This window comes from Ruegeria sp. CE8, from assembly GCF_056537465.1.
In genome coordinates this window covers 63,428-77,212 of the sequence record NZ_JBQFRP010000017.1, presented here as the reverse complement: position 1 = coordinate 77,212, position 13,785 = coordinate 63,428, and the positions used below count along the sequence as shown (strand labels likewise).

At 52.9% G+C, this 13,785-nt stretch carries 13 protein-coding genes and 1 tRNA gene; 8 read left to right on the top strand and 6 right to left on the bottom strand.

The window, feature by feature from the left end:
- The first annotated feature begins 34 nt into the window (after window positions 1–34).
- A tRNA-Met gene (locus ACR0AA_RS21715) sits at window positions 35–111 on the top strand.
- 821 nt (window positions 112–932) lie between these two features.
- Here ACR0AA_RS21715 and ACR0AA_RS21710 read toward each other — a convergent pair.
- Window positions 933–1,454: a TetR/AcrR family transcriptional regulator gene (locus tag ACR0AA_RS21710; RefSeq protein ID WP_480665878.1), complete on the bottom strand. Its 522-nt coding sequence runs from the start codon at window positions 1,452–1,454 to the stop codon at window positions 933–935.
- Between the two features lie 186 nt (window positions 1,455–1,640).
- Here ACR0AA_RS21710 and gntH point away from each other — a divergent pair, with 186 nt between their 5' ends.
- From gntH to ACR0AA_RS21695, 3 genes are all read left to right on the top strand, one after another.
- Window positions 1,641–2,834, top strand: a complete 1,194-nt coding sequence (gene gntH, locus ACR0AA_RS21705) for a guanitoxin biosynthesis MBL fold metallo-hydrolase GntH (protein WP_480757370.1) — start codon at window positions 1,641–1,643, stop codon at window positions 2,832–2,834.
- Between the two features lie 87 nt (window positions 2,835–2,921).
- Window positions 2,922–4,655: a hypothetical protein gene (locus tag ACR0AA_RS21700; RefSeq protein WP_480757368.1), complete on the top strand. Its 1,734-nt coding sequence runs from the start codon at window positions 2,922–2,924 to the stop codon at window positions 4,653–4,655.
- Between the two features lie 52 nt (window positions 4,656–4,707).
- Window positions 4,708–5,931, top strand: a complete 1,224-nt coding sequence (locus ACR0AA_RS21695) for a HupE/UreJ family protein (protein WP_480665875.1) — start codon at window positions 4,708–4,710, stop codon at window positions 5,929–5,931.
- A 362-nt stretch (window positions 5,932–6,293) separates the two neighbouring features.
- Here ACR0AA_RS21695 and ACR0AA_RS21690 read toward each other — a convergent pair whose 3' ends face one another.
- Both ACR0AA_RS21690 and ACR0AA_RS21685 read right to left on the bottom strand, forming a co-directional pair.
- Complete coding sequence (locus ACR0AA_RS21690; RefSeq protein ID WP_480757365.1) at window positions 6,294–6,980, bottom strand: substrate binding domain-containing protein; 687 nt, start codon at window positions 6,978–6,980, stop codon at window positions 6,294–6,296.
- Window positions 6,973–7,212 (bottom strand): helix-turn-helix domain-containing protein, encoded by a 240-nt coding sequence (locus tag ACR0AA_RS21685; protein ID WP_480757363.1) that lies wholly within the window; start codon window positions 7,210–7,212, stop codon window positions 6,973–6,975. Before ACR0AA_RS21685 ends, ACR0AA_RS21690 begins: the two co-directional genes overlap by 8 nt.
- Window positions 7,213–7,307: 95 nt before the next feature.
- Here ACR0AA_RS21685 and ACR0AA_RS21680 point away from each other — a divergent pair, with 95 nt between their 5' ends.
- Together ACR0AA_RS21680 and ACR0AA_RS21675 are read left to right on the top strand one after the other, a co-directional pair.
- Window positions 7,308–8,192 (top strand): SDR family NAD(P)-dependent oxidoreductase, encoded by an 885-nt coding sequence (locus ACR0AA_RS21680; RefSeq protein ID WP_480665639.1) that lies wholly within the window; start codon window positions 7,308–7,310, stop codon window positions 8,190–8,192.
- Between the two features lie 67 nt (window positions 8,193–8,259).
- Complete coding sequence (locus ACR0AA_RS21675) at window positions 8,260–9,099, top strand: SDR family NAD(P)-dependent oxidoreductase (protein WP_480665638.1); 840 nt, start codon at window positions 8,260–8,262, stop codon at window positions 9,097–9,099.
- A gap of 90 nt (window positions 9,100–9,189) precedes the next feature.
- On the opposite strand, the gene ACR0AA_RS21670 is transcribed toward ACR0AA_RS21675, so the two are convergent.
- From ACR0AA_RS21670 to ACR0AA_RS21660, 3 genes are all read right to left on the bottom strand, one after another.
- On the bottom strand, window positions 9,190–10,425 hold the full coding sequence (locus tag ACR0AA_RS21670) for an adenylate/guanylate cyclase domain-containing protein (RefSeq protein ID WP_480665637.1): 1,236 nt from the start codon (window positions 10,423–10,425) through the stop codon (window positions 9,190–9,192).
- A 293-nt stretch (window positions 10,426–10,718) separates the two neighbouring features.
- On the bottom strand, window positions 10,719–11,258 hold the full coding sequence (locus ACR0AA_RS21665) for a luciferase domain-containing protein (protein WP_480665636.1): 540 nt from the start codon (window positions 11,256–11,258) through the stop codon (window positions 10,719–10,721).
- 66 nt (window positions 11,259–11,324) lie between these two features.
- Complete coding sequence (locus ACR0AA_RS21660) at window positions 11,325–11,915, bottom strand: YceI family protein (RefSeq protein ID WP_480665635.1); 591 nt, start codon at window positions 11,913–11,915, stop codon at window positions 11,325–11,327.
- Window positions 11,916–12,039: 124 nt separating this feature from the next.
- Between ACR0AA_RS21660 and ACR0AA_RS21655 the strand changes: the two genes are divergently transcribed.
- Window positions 12,040–12,621: a TetR/AcrR family transcriptional regulator gene (locus ACR0AA_RS21655; protein ID WP_480757354.1), complete on the top strand. Its 582-nt coding sequence runs from the start codon at window positions 12,040–12,042 to the stop codon at window positions 12,619–12,621.
- 587 nt (window positions 12,622–13,208) lie between these two features.
- Complete coding sequence (gene tnpB / locus ACR0AA_RS21650) at window positions 13,209–13,433, top strand: IS66 family insertion sequence element accessory protein TnpB (protein WP_480665874.1); 225 nt, start codon at window positions 13,209–13,211, stop codon at window positions 13,431–13,433.
- Window positions 13,434–13,785: the final 352 nt, after the last annotated feature.

Genomic DNA, 13,785 nt, shown 5'->3' with positions numbered 1-13,785 from the left:
ACAGCCGAATAGGCAGTAGGCCAACGCAAAGTGTCGCGGGATGGAGCAGCCCGGTAGCTCGTCAGGCTCATAACCTGAAGGTCGTAGGTTCAAATCCTACTCCCGCAACCAACACAGCCGAACCAGCCGCCTCAGGGCGGCTTTGTTCATTTTGGGCCAACCCAATCATTGCTGCCAGGGCACCCTCCAAATCAAGCTGAACGCCGTAACGTTCATGTTGGACCGTGACACGTTCAATCAGGCCCCGGATATCATCCTCGATGTCTTGGCTAGACGGAATAGCCACCTACAGTATTTGCAACGTCTCGATTGTCATTCAGATCGCTATCCGCGTTCGCGCTCATGTTATTCTCCGTTTGGCCCACTCTAGGGTCTGGTCGCGCGTCCAAAAGCTTACGTGCATCAAGGCAGTACTGATTGCTCAGAAAGCGCTGATTGAGACGAGGCGGCCTCTTCAAAGGTTGCACATAAACAAAAGAACAGGAGGAGAACAGCTTGTGCTCCAGCTAATGCTTGATCGTCCAATGCGGTTTTAACGCTATTTCGGTAGGAGACCGCACACCGCACTGTAGTGGATACATGCGCCTGCCGTGTGACCGATGGCTTTGCAGCTAGAGCAGACATTGAACCCAATACACCGAATGACTGCACTGAGCCCAACCTGTGAATTGGATATTCTCGCTGCGTGCGCTCGCAGAACCGAATTCTCTGCGCAAGCGTAAATTTCCACGATGCGGCGCAGCGTCCTTTCCGGCCATTCGTCCGAAGCGCGGCAATTTTGAAGCAGCAGTTTCACAGGTTACGGGACGAAGCGGACTTTGATGGTCACAGACTGAACGTCGGCCTCTGGCATTGTTGCGCGTGCTCTTCCTACAGGGCAATTAAAAACTGGCGGTCGGTTTCGAGCAAACTTACGATGCCGGGCAGTATTCTTATTCTATCTTCTTCTTTCCGATAAGAATTGCATGTTCCCGTTCTATAACCTTCTCCCAATCGCCTTGCGCTTTCAGACCGGTCGAAGAGTCTCCCATCAGCGATGTAACCATCAGTCTACCACGCGCTTTCGCTTCTTCTTTCGAAAACCCGGCCTGTTCAAACATCCAGGCGGCGAACTGGAATCGTTTGCCGATGGTTCTTTGATACGCCTCTCTTACTTTCTCATCGGTATTCGCCCACACTGAGACAGCGTGATCTGGCAAGGCGGCGTCCTCTTCAATGACCTTTTTCATAAGAAGAAGAATGCGGTCTTCCGGGGGGCCGCCAAATGTCTTTGCCTTTGCGATCACATTGTCAGTCAGTTCCTGCTCCCAATATCTGAGAACCTCATCCAAAAGCTCACGGACGTTCTTGAAATGCCAGTAAAAGCTGCCGCTTGTCAGGTTCAGTCGCTTTGCCATTGGCACGACCTTTATCGCGGAAACGCCGCCCTCATTGAGTACTTTGTAGGCCAGCAATATCCAGTCTTCCTTGGTCGCGGCGTTTTTTGGTGAGTTTCGAGCGATAGATTCTGACATTCAAATTACAGCATTCTTTATTTGACATAGAGCAGTCTATGGATTTACCGTAGAGATGTCTATGGTGAACGAGAGGTTCACGGTTTCGTGTTCTCTTACGAGGCGTCGCTTTGAAGGGGGGGATCAATGAATAACTTAATGAAAACCGCAGCCGGCACATTGATGGCCTTAGGTATGACACTGGCTGGCACAGCCACGGCGCAAAACGCGTTGCCGACGGGTCGGAGTGCAACTGAAATCGAAAACGGTGTATATCCCGCATCTTACTTTCCCAACACTGAAATCCTCGGCGAGGATGAGATGCGTATCACGGCATTGGGTACGGGGATGCCAAACCAAACCAAAGCGGCCGTTTCTATTTCGTTTTATGTGGAACTTGGGAATGGGGACGTCTTTCTTTTTGACATAGGAACGGGCGCAACAGGCAATCTGTTCTCGCTGCGACCAGATTTTGCAAAGGTCGATAAGGTCTTTTTCAGTCATTTGCATGTTGATCACGTTGGAGACTTCATGGGCCTCCACGTTGGAGGTTGGCTTTCGGGCAGATATACACCGCTCCGCATCTTCGGCCCGTCCGGATCAGAAGATGAACTGGGCACCAAAGCCTATGTTGAGGGCATGTCTAAAGCCTATGCTTGGGATTTGGCCACACGTACGGGGGCGCTGCCGGATGATGGCGCCAAGCTCGAAGTCACTGAATTCGATTACATGCAGGAAAACGAGATTGTTTATCAGGAGAACGACGTAACTATCCGTTCCTGGCCTGCGATCCACAGTCTAGATGGCTCGGTAAGTTACTCTCTAGAATGGAATGGGCTGAAATACGTCTTTGGTGGCGATACATACCCGAACAAATGGTATGTAGAATATGCCAAAGGGGCGGACCTCGCTTCTCACGAGGCGTTTCTACCACCTGATGCTTTGGCCCCGTATTTTGGCTGGGACATGAAACAGGCGACTTATGTAGCTACGCGCGTTCATACGGAACCTGCGGCTTTTGGCAAAGTTATGTCCGCTGTCGAGCCACGCATGGCCCTAGGGTATCACTCTGTTCTTTCGCCCGAAAACTATCAGGCAATCCTGGAAGGTGTCCGTTCGACATACGAAGGACCGCTCACGCTGGCGCGAGATCTGCAGGTGATAAACGTAACTAAGGATCAGATCGTTGTTCGGGAAGCGAGTGTTGACGACTATGCGCTGCCACCAGCTGTGAGCGACGAATACATCAATGCACCGCGTTCAAAAGAAAAAGAGCCTTCTGAAAAGGTTCAAGCCGGCAAATGGGATGGTTACACGCCACCGCCAATGCCGGAAAATTAACATTCAGGGGTGAACAAGATTCCAATTTGGCGGTATCTGTGCCGACTATTCCTGATGCTGAGCGTGATGGCCTCGGGTGCACTGGCCGTGTCAGCAGATGTCGTTTTGACAAACGGTTCGGAAGTGGCACCCAATATTGCTGTCCTTCATGTCAAAGATGATGGGGTTTACGTCGACCTTGAGGTCTATGTCGAAGATATTCCGTTGTTTGCGGATATGCTGCCAATCGGCTTGTCATCCGATTTCGTCGAGGGTGAGCAGGAGGTTGCACAAGAGTCCGATCAAGGTTCTGCCCAAGCCAAAAGTCGGACGCTGTCTATTGTTGCAAGGGACGAACAGCCCCTACACGCTGAAATCAGAAAGTTAGAATACCGAACGCGCATCGACCGGGCCTCGCCGCTTGCAGGTCAACGCGATCCATTTTCGGGTCAAATTGTTCCCAGCCCGCCAAACGATCCGCGTGTTCTGTTCGTCGAAGTGTTCTTTCCGTTTCAAAACTCAGTTCCCAACGAGCTGACCATAATGCCTCCATCGCAGGATGGCGAACCACTGGTGACAATCGGGATGCAGGTTTTTGACCGAGAGGTTCCGGTCACGGATTTCAGTTTCTTGGCAAAGCCGGCAGAGTTAAAGATTCACTGGCCTGATCCGTGGGACAGCCGCTTTTCTGCTGAAGGTCTGAATCGAAAAGCTCAGGACGGGACATCCACCTTTCTCTACATCGAACCTCGTGAAGTTCGGCATGAGACGTTGATCCGTTTGCGTGAACTGGCGCCTTGGATTGGTGAAACTACCGAGGTCAGTCAAACGCTTTCGCCACAGGGTAGCGCCTTGATCGTAAACCAGGCGGCGTCCTTCCTGGCTTCTCGTAACCCGGTGTCAATTGATGGCAAATTAGTGCAACCGTCGAGCGCTACAGCAAAACTCCTTGAGCTGACATCGCAGGGTTTTCAGGTTGTCGAGCCTGGAAAGGAAGTATCCGTCAACAATGCGTTTATCGGGGCTATCCTGTCTTTCTCATCGGCAGACCTTCCCGATCAGGTGACGGTCACATGGGATATGTTTGACGAGGAAATTTCGCGCGTTGCGACCATTTCAAACGATATCGCTGGGCCATTCTTTGGAGCTGTGACACCGACAGACCCTCAATTTCATTGGCAAAACCACTTGCTCCAATACGAAAGAGCGTCTGTTACTCAGATTCCAGTTGAGCAGCAGACACGGCAGAACCCGGCAATTACTTTGATCTCCGGGATGATCAGTGCCGCCTCACTTGGTTTCTTCCTGCTGTGCAAGGACAAAGTTGCAAAGCGCATCAGTTGCGTAACCATGATTGCCGCAACATCGGCAACCGTCGCATTTTCGGGATATTTGCCGGACTTGCCTTGGAAGAAGTCTGAGCCCCCTGAGCTGCAGGCTGCGGAAGATATACTGCGCTCAATGGTCGAGAACTTGAGCACGGTGACTCTGGAAATTTCGCCGGCAGCAAGAAAGTCAGAGCTGGCACATATTGTAACGGAAGCGTCTCTAAGTGACATCGCAACAGAGGTTGAACGTGGTCTCGTGATCCGAACGCCAGGAGGCAGTCTTGCTACAGTTACCGAAATTAGAAACCTGAATTTAGAGCGCGTTGACCCGACGCTCAAACCGGGTGGGTTTAGCACTCTGGCCAAATGGACAGTGAATGCCCAAGGCGGTCATTGGGGGCACGCCCACATGCGCGCCGTTACGTTTCGGGTGCTGGCCGAGGTCATACCTGAGTCCGGGCGATGGAAGCTGGATGGATTAACTGTAATCGAGGCTCGCGATCCAAATGCGTAAATGTTTAAGACCACAGGTTTTTGCTTTCGGCGCTCTGTTTGTCGGTGTGTTTTTGTCACTGACGCTATCGGCCTCGGCACATTTTTTGCTTAACCTCAACGTTCGAATTTCGCACGTCGAGCATTCCGAAGACGGTCTGCGTGTCTACATCCGTACGCCCATGCCATATCTGGTTGCAGACAAGGTCGGTGATCAGGATGGTGATGCCTTGCCGAAAGCTGCACCATTCACGACTAATGCCATGAGCGACGGTCAGTTGGTCCACTTTGTCGACTTGCAAGCTGCCATGAGCGATCCCAATGGGCTGGGGCAATTCGCCGAAGGTGGGTTGCATCTGTTGGTCGACAATCAGCGCTTAAGAGGAACAGTTAAGTCCGTTCGCTTGCATCGAGTTGGAAATGAACCCGGATTTGCAACTTTGGCCGAAGCTCAACAGGCCGTGGACACCGAAACGGCCTTAACGCCACCGCTTTTTGTTGGTGACACAATTGTCGATCTCGTCCTGCATTATGACACTGACGGCCCGGTCCAATCGTACAGCATTGCCAACGTGCTGGACCCCGGCTTGCCGGATCAGGACCAAACGGCCAACCTCATTCTCGATTACGCGTCGGACAAACCGCAGATATTCCGATCTCGGGGCCTGATGACTGAACCATTGGTGGTTCAGCAAAAGGGGCATGGAGGATTCCTGAGTTTTGTCTGGGAAGGTATTCGACATATCCTCGAAGGATTGGATCATGTTCTTTTTGTTGTGTGTCTGGTCATTGGAGCGCAGACACTCAGGGCGCTAGTGCTGCGTGCAACCGGTTTTACCGTTGGGCATAGCGTAACGCTGTCGCTGGGGTTTTTCGGGTTTGTACCATCGGGCGCGTGGTTTGTTCCTGCCGTCGAAACCGGAATCGCGCTTTCTATCATATTTGCAGCTTTCGCAGCGTTTATGAGTTTTAAGGACCGCGCGCGCTCTGAGGTCACGATGGTGCTTCTGACGACGCTGATTGGTCTCTTGCACGGGCTTGGGTTTAGCTTTGTGTTGCACAAGATTTTGCAGGTTACATCTCCAAACATCTGGCAAAGCCTGCTTGCATTCAATCTTGGCGTCGAGCTTGGCCAGATCGCCATTATTCTTGCGCTCTGGCCTGCCTTGATAATGTGTCGGCGCGTGAACTCCAGTTTGTGGATGTCCCTACGAGTGGGCTTAGCCGGTGGATGTGCGGCTATCGCCTGCTATTGGACCTTTCAGCGAGTTGCCGAGGTTTATTCCACGTTGGCTTAAGGTCATCGCGATGGCGCGTGCCGTGATGGTCGCCTGAGAGAAAAGCGGACATTCGGCTGTTCCGCAGCATAAGACAGACTGGGCTCAAAGCGGCCATTCGCTACGACGGTCACCAATGACTGTTGTGCGGACTTTGCAGCCATCCGCATTCTTACTCCAAAGGACCGCAGTCAGCCCAAAACGGACATTCGAAACTAGACTTTACAAGTCCAGCGAAACGCAACCAAGCCCCCATTCAATCCGCTCAATCCAATGGCAGCGTACAAGCCATATTGCCTGATCTTGGAGCCCGGTGTTCACCTTCGTTAGAGGCTCTTGTAAAGAAGACCGCCCGGCCTCTGTGCACGTTTGTGGTGAAGATCCTAAGTCGAACTGCCAGAAAGGAGTTTCGGGACAAGTTCCTCGGCAAGGGAGGCGACTGCGTCCACTCGTGCGATGCGCCGCGAGCCTGGGCGGAACGTCAGATAAACCGAATATGGCCGCGAGACGTGCTTGGGCAAGCAGCGGACAAGCATTCCTTCTTGCAAGACCTCATCAAGCATGAATTCCGGCAGAAACGCATATCCTCGCCCCGCCATTGCAAGATCAAGTAAGACAGAAAAACTCCGTGTGGCAAAGGGTCCGCCTACCTTGATGGTAGAGACATCGCCTGAGGAAAAGAAAGTCCAGGTAGCGTTGGCAACATCACCTCTGAAGGTGAGACAGGGTTGGTCCTTCAGGTCGTCTGGTGTGTTGATCGCTATCTGCGCTGCAAGCTCGGGTGACGCGACGAGCCAGCAACGAAAGCTGCCAAGCTGCTTCGCGACCAGTCTGTCGTCTTCGAAAGTTCCGATCCGGAATGCCAAATCCGTATTGGGATCCTGCATATCCTCGAAATCATAAGCCGGGCGCATTACCAACGAGAGATCTGGAAAGCGCTCTTGGACGGCCGGAAGGATTACTGAGGCAATCACCGAGCCGAATTCCGCTGTTGCGGCGAAGTTCACCTGACCCGAGACGTCCCCCCGTTCTTCACGGGCGATGTCACCAAGCAAATCAATGTCAGCCAAAATGGACTGGATACGCTGGTTCAGTCGGACGCCTGTCGGGGTGTTTTTTGGATCTTCCACTCCGTTCGACCAACTTCACGCCAAAATGGTCTTCCAACCGCGATATGTGCCGGGACACACCCGATTTCGCCATGTTGAGATGATCGGCTGCAACGCTGATCCCACCGAGCCGCGCGACGGTGTGGAAGCTGACCAAGGCAGGTATGCCAATCGTTCTAATATCTGCAACCATCAGTTCAATTTGATACCTCTGTTGCTTTGAGTTGGCAATTTTTAACTTCGAACCATCACGGGGCCCGTTGCAGGGCCACATGCAGGAGAAAAGACATGAACATACTCGTTACAGGTGCCAGCAGCGGATTTGGAAATCTGATGGTGGCGGATTTGATCAAGGCTGGGCATCGCGTTGTCGGGACCGTGCGCGATCCCGGAGGACGCAACAAGGAGGCCGCGCAGATCTTGCGCAATCTCGGCGTTGATGTTGTCGATATCGACGTGACAGACGATGCTTCCGTCGAAGCGGGCGTGGCCGCGGCAGAAGCCACGCTCGGGCAGATCGATGTGTTGGTCAACAACGCCGGTGCGGGTGCACACGGTCTGCAAGAGAACTTCTCTGGAGACGATTTTCAACGCGTCTTTGACGTCAATGTCTTTGGAGTGCAGAGGATGATCCGCGCCGTCTTACCCAAAATGCGGGCACGGCAATCCGGGCTGATCTTGAACGTTACTAGCCTTCTTGGCCGCGTGACAGTGCCCTTCCTTGGGCCTTATAACGCGGCGAAATGGGCCGTGGAGGCGCTCAGCGAAAACTACCGCTGGGAGTTGAGCCAGTTTGGTGTCGATGTCGCTGTCATCGAGCCCGGCGGCTTCCCCACGAACTTCTTCAACAACCTCATTCAGCCGTCTTCGCGCGACCGGGATGCAAGCTATGGCGAATTTGCCGGAGCGCCCGAGGCCATGCTGCAAAGCATGGGGGAATCCCTAGCCAACAACCCGTTACAGGTTCCGCAGATCGTGTCGGACGCGGTGCTCGAGGTGATTCATACCGCGCCTGGACAGCGGCAGTTTCGCAATGAAGTGGACAAGAGCGGCATGGCAGACCCTGTCATTCCGATGAACGTGCAAGCGGAAAAGGCAACCCAGGCGCTCTTCACCGCCTACGGTATGGTAGGTATGATGAAACTTAAAACTAACGTGGCCAACGCGGCCTAAAAACAACGACAGGTCTGGGGTTTTCCGGGCCTGTCGATCCAACACGGGAATAGGAGGAGCCTAGCCGATGACACACCCCGCATTTACCTCAGACTCTGTGGCCGTGATCACCGGGGGTGCTTCAGGCATTGGCCTCGCCGCCGCAGTGAAGTTCGCTCAGATGGGCATGCGCATTGTTATTGTTGATCAAGACACCGAGAAACTGGCTGCCGCGGCAAACATGGTGTCCGCCGCCGGTGCGGCCGATGTGATGACGTCTGAGACAGATGTCAGTGATCGCGCGCAGTTAGAGGCGTTGGAACGGATGGTAGGAGACCGCTACGGCGGGGCAGACATCTTAATGAACAACGCTGGTGTCGGCGGCAAATCATCGACCATTGGGGACGCCACGGCTTGGGAGAAGATGCTGGGCGTGAACCTTTGGGGCCCGATCCATGGCACTCAGGTATTCGCACCAAATATGATCGCGCGAAACAGGCCAGGTGCAATAATCAATACAGGGTCCAAGCAAGGTATCACCACACCTCCGGGCAACCCGGCTTACAACGTCTCAAAGGCGGCTCTGAAAGCATTCACCGAGGCGCTATCACATGAGCTGAGAAACGGCCCCGGCCATCAGATCACAGCGCATCTCCTTGTGCCTGGCTTTGTTTATACTGGTATGATCTCCCTGCCTGAAAAACCTGCCTCCGCTTGGACCGCAGAGCAGACGGTCGACTTCTTTGTCGACAGCGTGAACCGCGGGGACTTTTACATCCTCTGCCCCGACAATGATGTCTCACGTGATGTCGATGAGAAACGCATTGCCTGGAGCGTGGGAGACGTCATCGAAAATCGCCCCCCACTAAGCCGATGGCATCCAGACTATAAGGAGGCTTTCGAGGCGTTTATGGCGAAGGCTGACTGATCATCGTAAAAGTCCACCACTCAGTAAAAAGCTAAAGATTGAAGACTGTCCGGCGGCCCTGCGGGTTTGGCGGCGCCTTTCAATTCGCGTTTAATCTATCGTATACAGCTCCTGTCTTTCAGCAACACCGCGCAATCTGTATTGCCCCAGGGAAACGAGACTTGGAATGGTGTTCACCAAGTCGCCGGCCACCTTGTCGGAAACGACAATGTTCTGATCGAGCGCGTTGCACATGCCAAGAATACGGGACGTTGTATTGACTGCTGGGCCGACCACTGTGAAATCCAAGCGAGACCTACCGCCTATGTTTCCATAAAGAACATCGCCAGCGTGCAATGAAAGAGTGAAACCGGTCGTTGGCAAACCATCCGCTTGCCTTCGTTGGTTGAGTTCCTCAAAGGTATTTCGCAACTCCGCGGCCGCGTGAATTGCGACGCGGCGAGCGTCTGGAACTTGATCGATATCGAAGATGGCAAGCATTCCATCTCCCATGAACTTCAGAACATTACCGCCATGGCGTTCAACTACGTCAACAGCTTCCGCGAAGTAATCGTTTAGCAATTCTATTATTGAATGTCCCGGAAGCGCCTCTGATAATTTGGTAAATCCTTGTAGATCAAAGTACCAAATCACGGCTGAAATCGTTTCGGATGAACCTCGGGTGATGTCCCCGGAAAGAACGCGCCTGCTGGCGTCTTTTCCCAAGTAAGCGGCGGTTATGTCTTCAGCCATTAGCCTGTTTGCGCCACATTTCAGCGTCAGGCAAAGTGGAGAAATTAGTTGACGCAGACCGTCAAGTTGCTGGCTTGTGAAGCCCCCGCTCGCGTCGGTTGCCAATGAAATAATAGCGCCTTCCTCGGCCTGCATTGGATCGACAGGTGCAGCATTATCTGGAAGAAGGAAGAACCGTTTGACAGCGAAGTAGTCTGTGGCACCGCGCTCGCGGAGTTCGTCAAACAAAGGAAAATAAAGCTCCGGGTCGTCGACCGTCAGGTCTTGTCTAATCTCTTCAACGTTGTTTACCAAAAGATAGTAAATCGGGCTCAGAACGTATTCTTCAGGTGCATCCGTTCTTCGAATAAACTCTTCTCGCTCATTTTCTCCGTGCCTGTGCCAGCGGAAAGCGACTGTCCCAATCTCGGGATGATGTGCGCGCACAGTGATGTTTGCTCTTTGAAGTGGAATTCCCGCCGAAACAAGACGCTTGCAGAATGCTTCGAGCCAGGTCTCCACCGGCGCATTCTCTAAGCCCTGTTGAACCAGCCAATCTGCTATGTCCTGGATGGCGGCGGTCAGTTCCCAGTTTTGGACTAAAGGAGCTGCCATGATGTCCTCTTAATGAGCTATCTTAACAGTTAGTTCTCAGTCTAATTCACTTCAAGGACACATCAAATTCAATTCTCCCACTGCGCTCGCAGCCCGAAGCGGAACTTCGACGCTGAGCTTTGTAAGTTCAACTGCGCGGGAGGCGAGTTACTATTGGTGCGAAAGGCTTGTACCTATCGAGTGCTTCGCCACGGCGATAATATAAGAAAGAAATTGACGGCCAATAGCAAAGCGGCTGAACTAGCTTTCTGACAGGAAGCAGGTGTCACCGCAAACTTTCGTGCAAAATACGGCTAGCCCAAGGTTTTGCCGGTGATGAAGGTGTACGAACTTTCTACCAGATCGATGACGACATCCAGCTCTTCTCGTGTGGTCGGTGTGTATATCATGACAAAGCCGCTCCACCCAGGACGTTGCTTGGCCCAAGGGTGTGCAACGGCCCAACCGGCCTCAATTGCCCGTCGCGCCATTGCGGGGTGCAGCGAAGCGTGCAAGCTGCCATCAGGATGCATATGCGCAAATTCAAACCCACCGACGATAGAGCTCGGTTGAGACAACAACATATCGGGATCAAGCTGAAAACCAATTGCCCCAGGAAGCGATATGCGTGTCGGGCCAAGTGTGACCCCTGGGAATTGCGCAACACGCTCCAGCAATAGCTGGGCCAAATCGGCATCTATTTCGACACCGATCTGAGTATGCGGTACGCCGCTTGTCGTTTCAGGACGGGGTGAGGTACGCTCCGGCAAGTAGGGCTCTTGTGCGAATGCCAGCGGGCACGTCAATGCCGCTGCTGTTGTAGCAACTGCCAGTTGTCTCAGGAACACATTCATTTTGTTGTCAGCCCGCCAATAGTTAAGAACGAGCGCTCAGTGTAGTATCAGCACCCCTGCACAGCATCATTCAGCCTTTAACGCTTCGACATTGATCAAGAGCTCTATTTCGTCGCTCACCGCAGGTGCGAACGCCCCAAGTCCGAATTCAGACCGCACGATAGTCGCCGTGGCTGCCAGCCCCAAGGTCGGGGTGCCCTCCTTTGCACCAAACGGGTATGGCGCTGACTTGTTTAGAGATGTTTCCAGAATGACCAGTTTGGTGATGCCATTAATGGTCAGGTCGCCGGAAATATTCGCGGTATTGTCCCCGGTGACTTCAATGCTGGTGGAGGCGAATGTGACCACATCACCATCGCTCGCGCCAAAAAAGTCATCTGACATGAAGTGTTGCAGACGTGCATCCCAGCCTGTGATCATAGATTTTACAGGCATAGACACTGCGACAGATGACGCAGACGGATCATCTTCGTTGAACTCTATCTCGCCGCTAAAACCCGAGAACATTCCAAACGTTTCTGAGAAACCGATGTGGTCGTAGCTGAACAGTATCTGGCTGTGCCCGGGATCCAGCTCGTACGTACCACTCTCGGACAATGCGGTTGTCGCGCCCATCGATAAGAGTACCGCTAGCGGGGTTGCTGCCACTTTGAACATTGATACGCTCCCATTTTGACAAGACGTGTTCGCGAAATTGAGTATTGAGCTTTAGTTTTTGGTTGGCCATACTTTTAGAACAAAATGTTCTACTGTGCAACAAAGTGTTCTACAGGAGGGGCGATTGAAAGAAGATCCTAGGCTGATCGCCACACGACAGACTGCGCTTGATGCGGCGCAAAGGATACTGAGGGATGAGGGCGTGTTGCACGTAACTCACGGCGCAGTTTCGAAGGCAACTGGCATTTCGCGCAGTACACTTTACAGGCACTGGCCAGATGCGCGCAGTCTGCGTGATGCAGCGTTCAGGCGCATCGCAACACCGCCGAACATTCCACCCAAAACCGATGGCCCGCTGCGATCTGACCTGCGCTGGTTACTCGGCGTACTGATGGGAGCCTTGAATGACACACCATGGGGCCAAATCGCGCCTCAGGTGGTCGCTGCTGCGTCCACCGACGAAGAAGCGCGGTTGGTGATCACTGAATTCATGAAAGACAGGTTCGCAAGTGTTGAAGCGGTATTTGCAGCCGCAATAGGCCGCGGCGAGATCACCGCCGGCGTTCCGGTTGATCAGCTCATAGAACTAGCAGTCGCTGCACCTTATTTCCGCAAGCTCATACGTCACGAAGCACTGAACGAAGAATGGTTGGACAGACATGTCGATCTGCTTTGCAGTATCGCGAAAACCAATTCGGGACAGTGACCATCGCCTGACTTTGCAATCAAAGCGAACCGCAACTGGTGCGAGATTTCGGAAGAACAGCAAGTTATGATCAATAGCCTGTCCATCCAGTTCCTAATAGCGGTTGCTTCAAATGGCCCCGATAAAGGTTCGCTAAGATCGTTCGTCGAGGTTTGCAAAGTCTGCTATCTGCGCACTGCTGTGGTTGGGGCGTCGCGCAGCATCGGTCAAAGTGGGCTCAGTGCGGACCTTGAAACGGGTTTCTTGATTGTCACTTTTTCCGTCCAAAGCGGCCATTATTTCAAACAGACAGGGAATGCGTAGAGATGGCTTTTTAGATTAATAGTTCCGTTAACGTTCGGTATAGGCCAAATCCTGCTCCCGCAACCAAAACAGCCGAACCAGCCGCCCCAGGGCGGCTTTTGTCGCTCCGGGACAGTCCAATCATCGCGGTCAACACACCCTCCAAATCAAGCTGAACGCCGTAACGTTCATGTTGGACCGTGACACAACCCCCTGAAATGTAAGCGTTGCATCTGACCTCCTAGATAGCACCTCATCAGCCAACACCTAGATGTCTACGATGCCTCCAAAAGGATGGCGGCGCTGTGTTCCTTTTTCGATCAGAATGTGCGGACCGGCAAAAACTCATTGTTTGGAACGGAACCGGGCTCGTGATGACGCACCAACGCATCGAAAGAAAAGACTTCGTGCGGCCAAGACTGCGAAACGGTATGATGACCTTGAGCAAAGCACAGATTGAAACGCTTTTTAAAAGCCTTGATTGGAGACGAGTAGTTGGTGCCAGGCCTTTCAAGGCCACTGCAGCATAATTTTGAACTAGGCGCTGGTAATGGGACAAATGATGACAGCGCAAATTGGCGAATTGCCCCAACACTTGCGGGACCTGACAAGTGTTCCAGACGCTGACGATATATTTTGTGACGCGCTACAGTTCCATCTCGCCAGCCTTAACGACAAACAGAGTCTTCTTGAACGAATACGGCTGGTCCTCAGGCGAGTCGAGGCGTTTGAGGCCATATTAGCGCCACACGCAAATACAGTATTTGCAAAGCAAGCATGTCCGGCACCTTAGGTTGTTTTTTGTTTATAGTTCTACGCTCAGTGGGGCTAGGGCGCCAAAAAATGAGGCGCAATTTTATGCCCAATCGACCGTCTTCCACG

Bases quoted from the DNA above. Each gene is read 5' to 3' on its own strand.
- gntH (WP_480757370.1), top strand. From the start codon at position 1,641: ATGAATAACTTAATGAAAACCGCAGCCGGCACATTGATGGCCTTAGGT.
- ACR0AA_RS21675 (WP_480665638.1), top strand. From the start codon at position 8,260: ATGACACACCCCGCATTTACCTCAGACTCTGTGGCCGTGATCACCGGG.
- ACR0AA_RS21685 (WP_480757363.1), bottom strand. From the start codon at position 7,212: ATGGTTGCAGATATTAGAACGATTGGCATACCTGCCTTGGTCAGCTTC.
- ACR0AA_RS21665 (WP_480665636.1), bottom strand. From the start codon at position 11,258: ATGAATGTGTTCCTGAGACAACTGGCAGTTGCTACAACAGCAGCGGCA.
- ACR0AA_RS21670 (WP_480665637.1), bottom strand. From the start codon at position 10,425: ATGGCAGCTCCTTTAGTCCAAAACTGGGAACTGACCGCCGCCATCCAG.
- ACR0AA_RS21680 (WP_480665639.1), top strand. From the start codon at position 7,308: ATGAACATACTCGTTACAGGTGCCAGCAGCGGATTTGGAAATCTGATG.
- ACR0AA_RS21660 (WP_480665635.1), bottom strand. From the start codon at position 11,915: ATGTTCAAAGTGGCAGCAACCCCGCTAGCGGTACTCTTATCGATGGGC.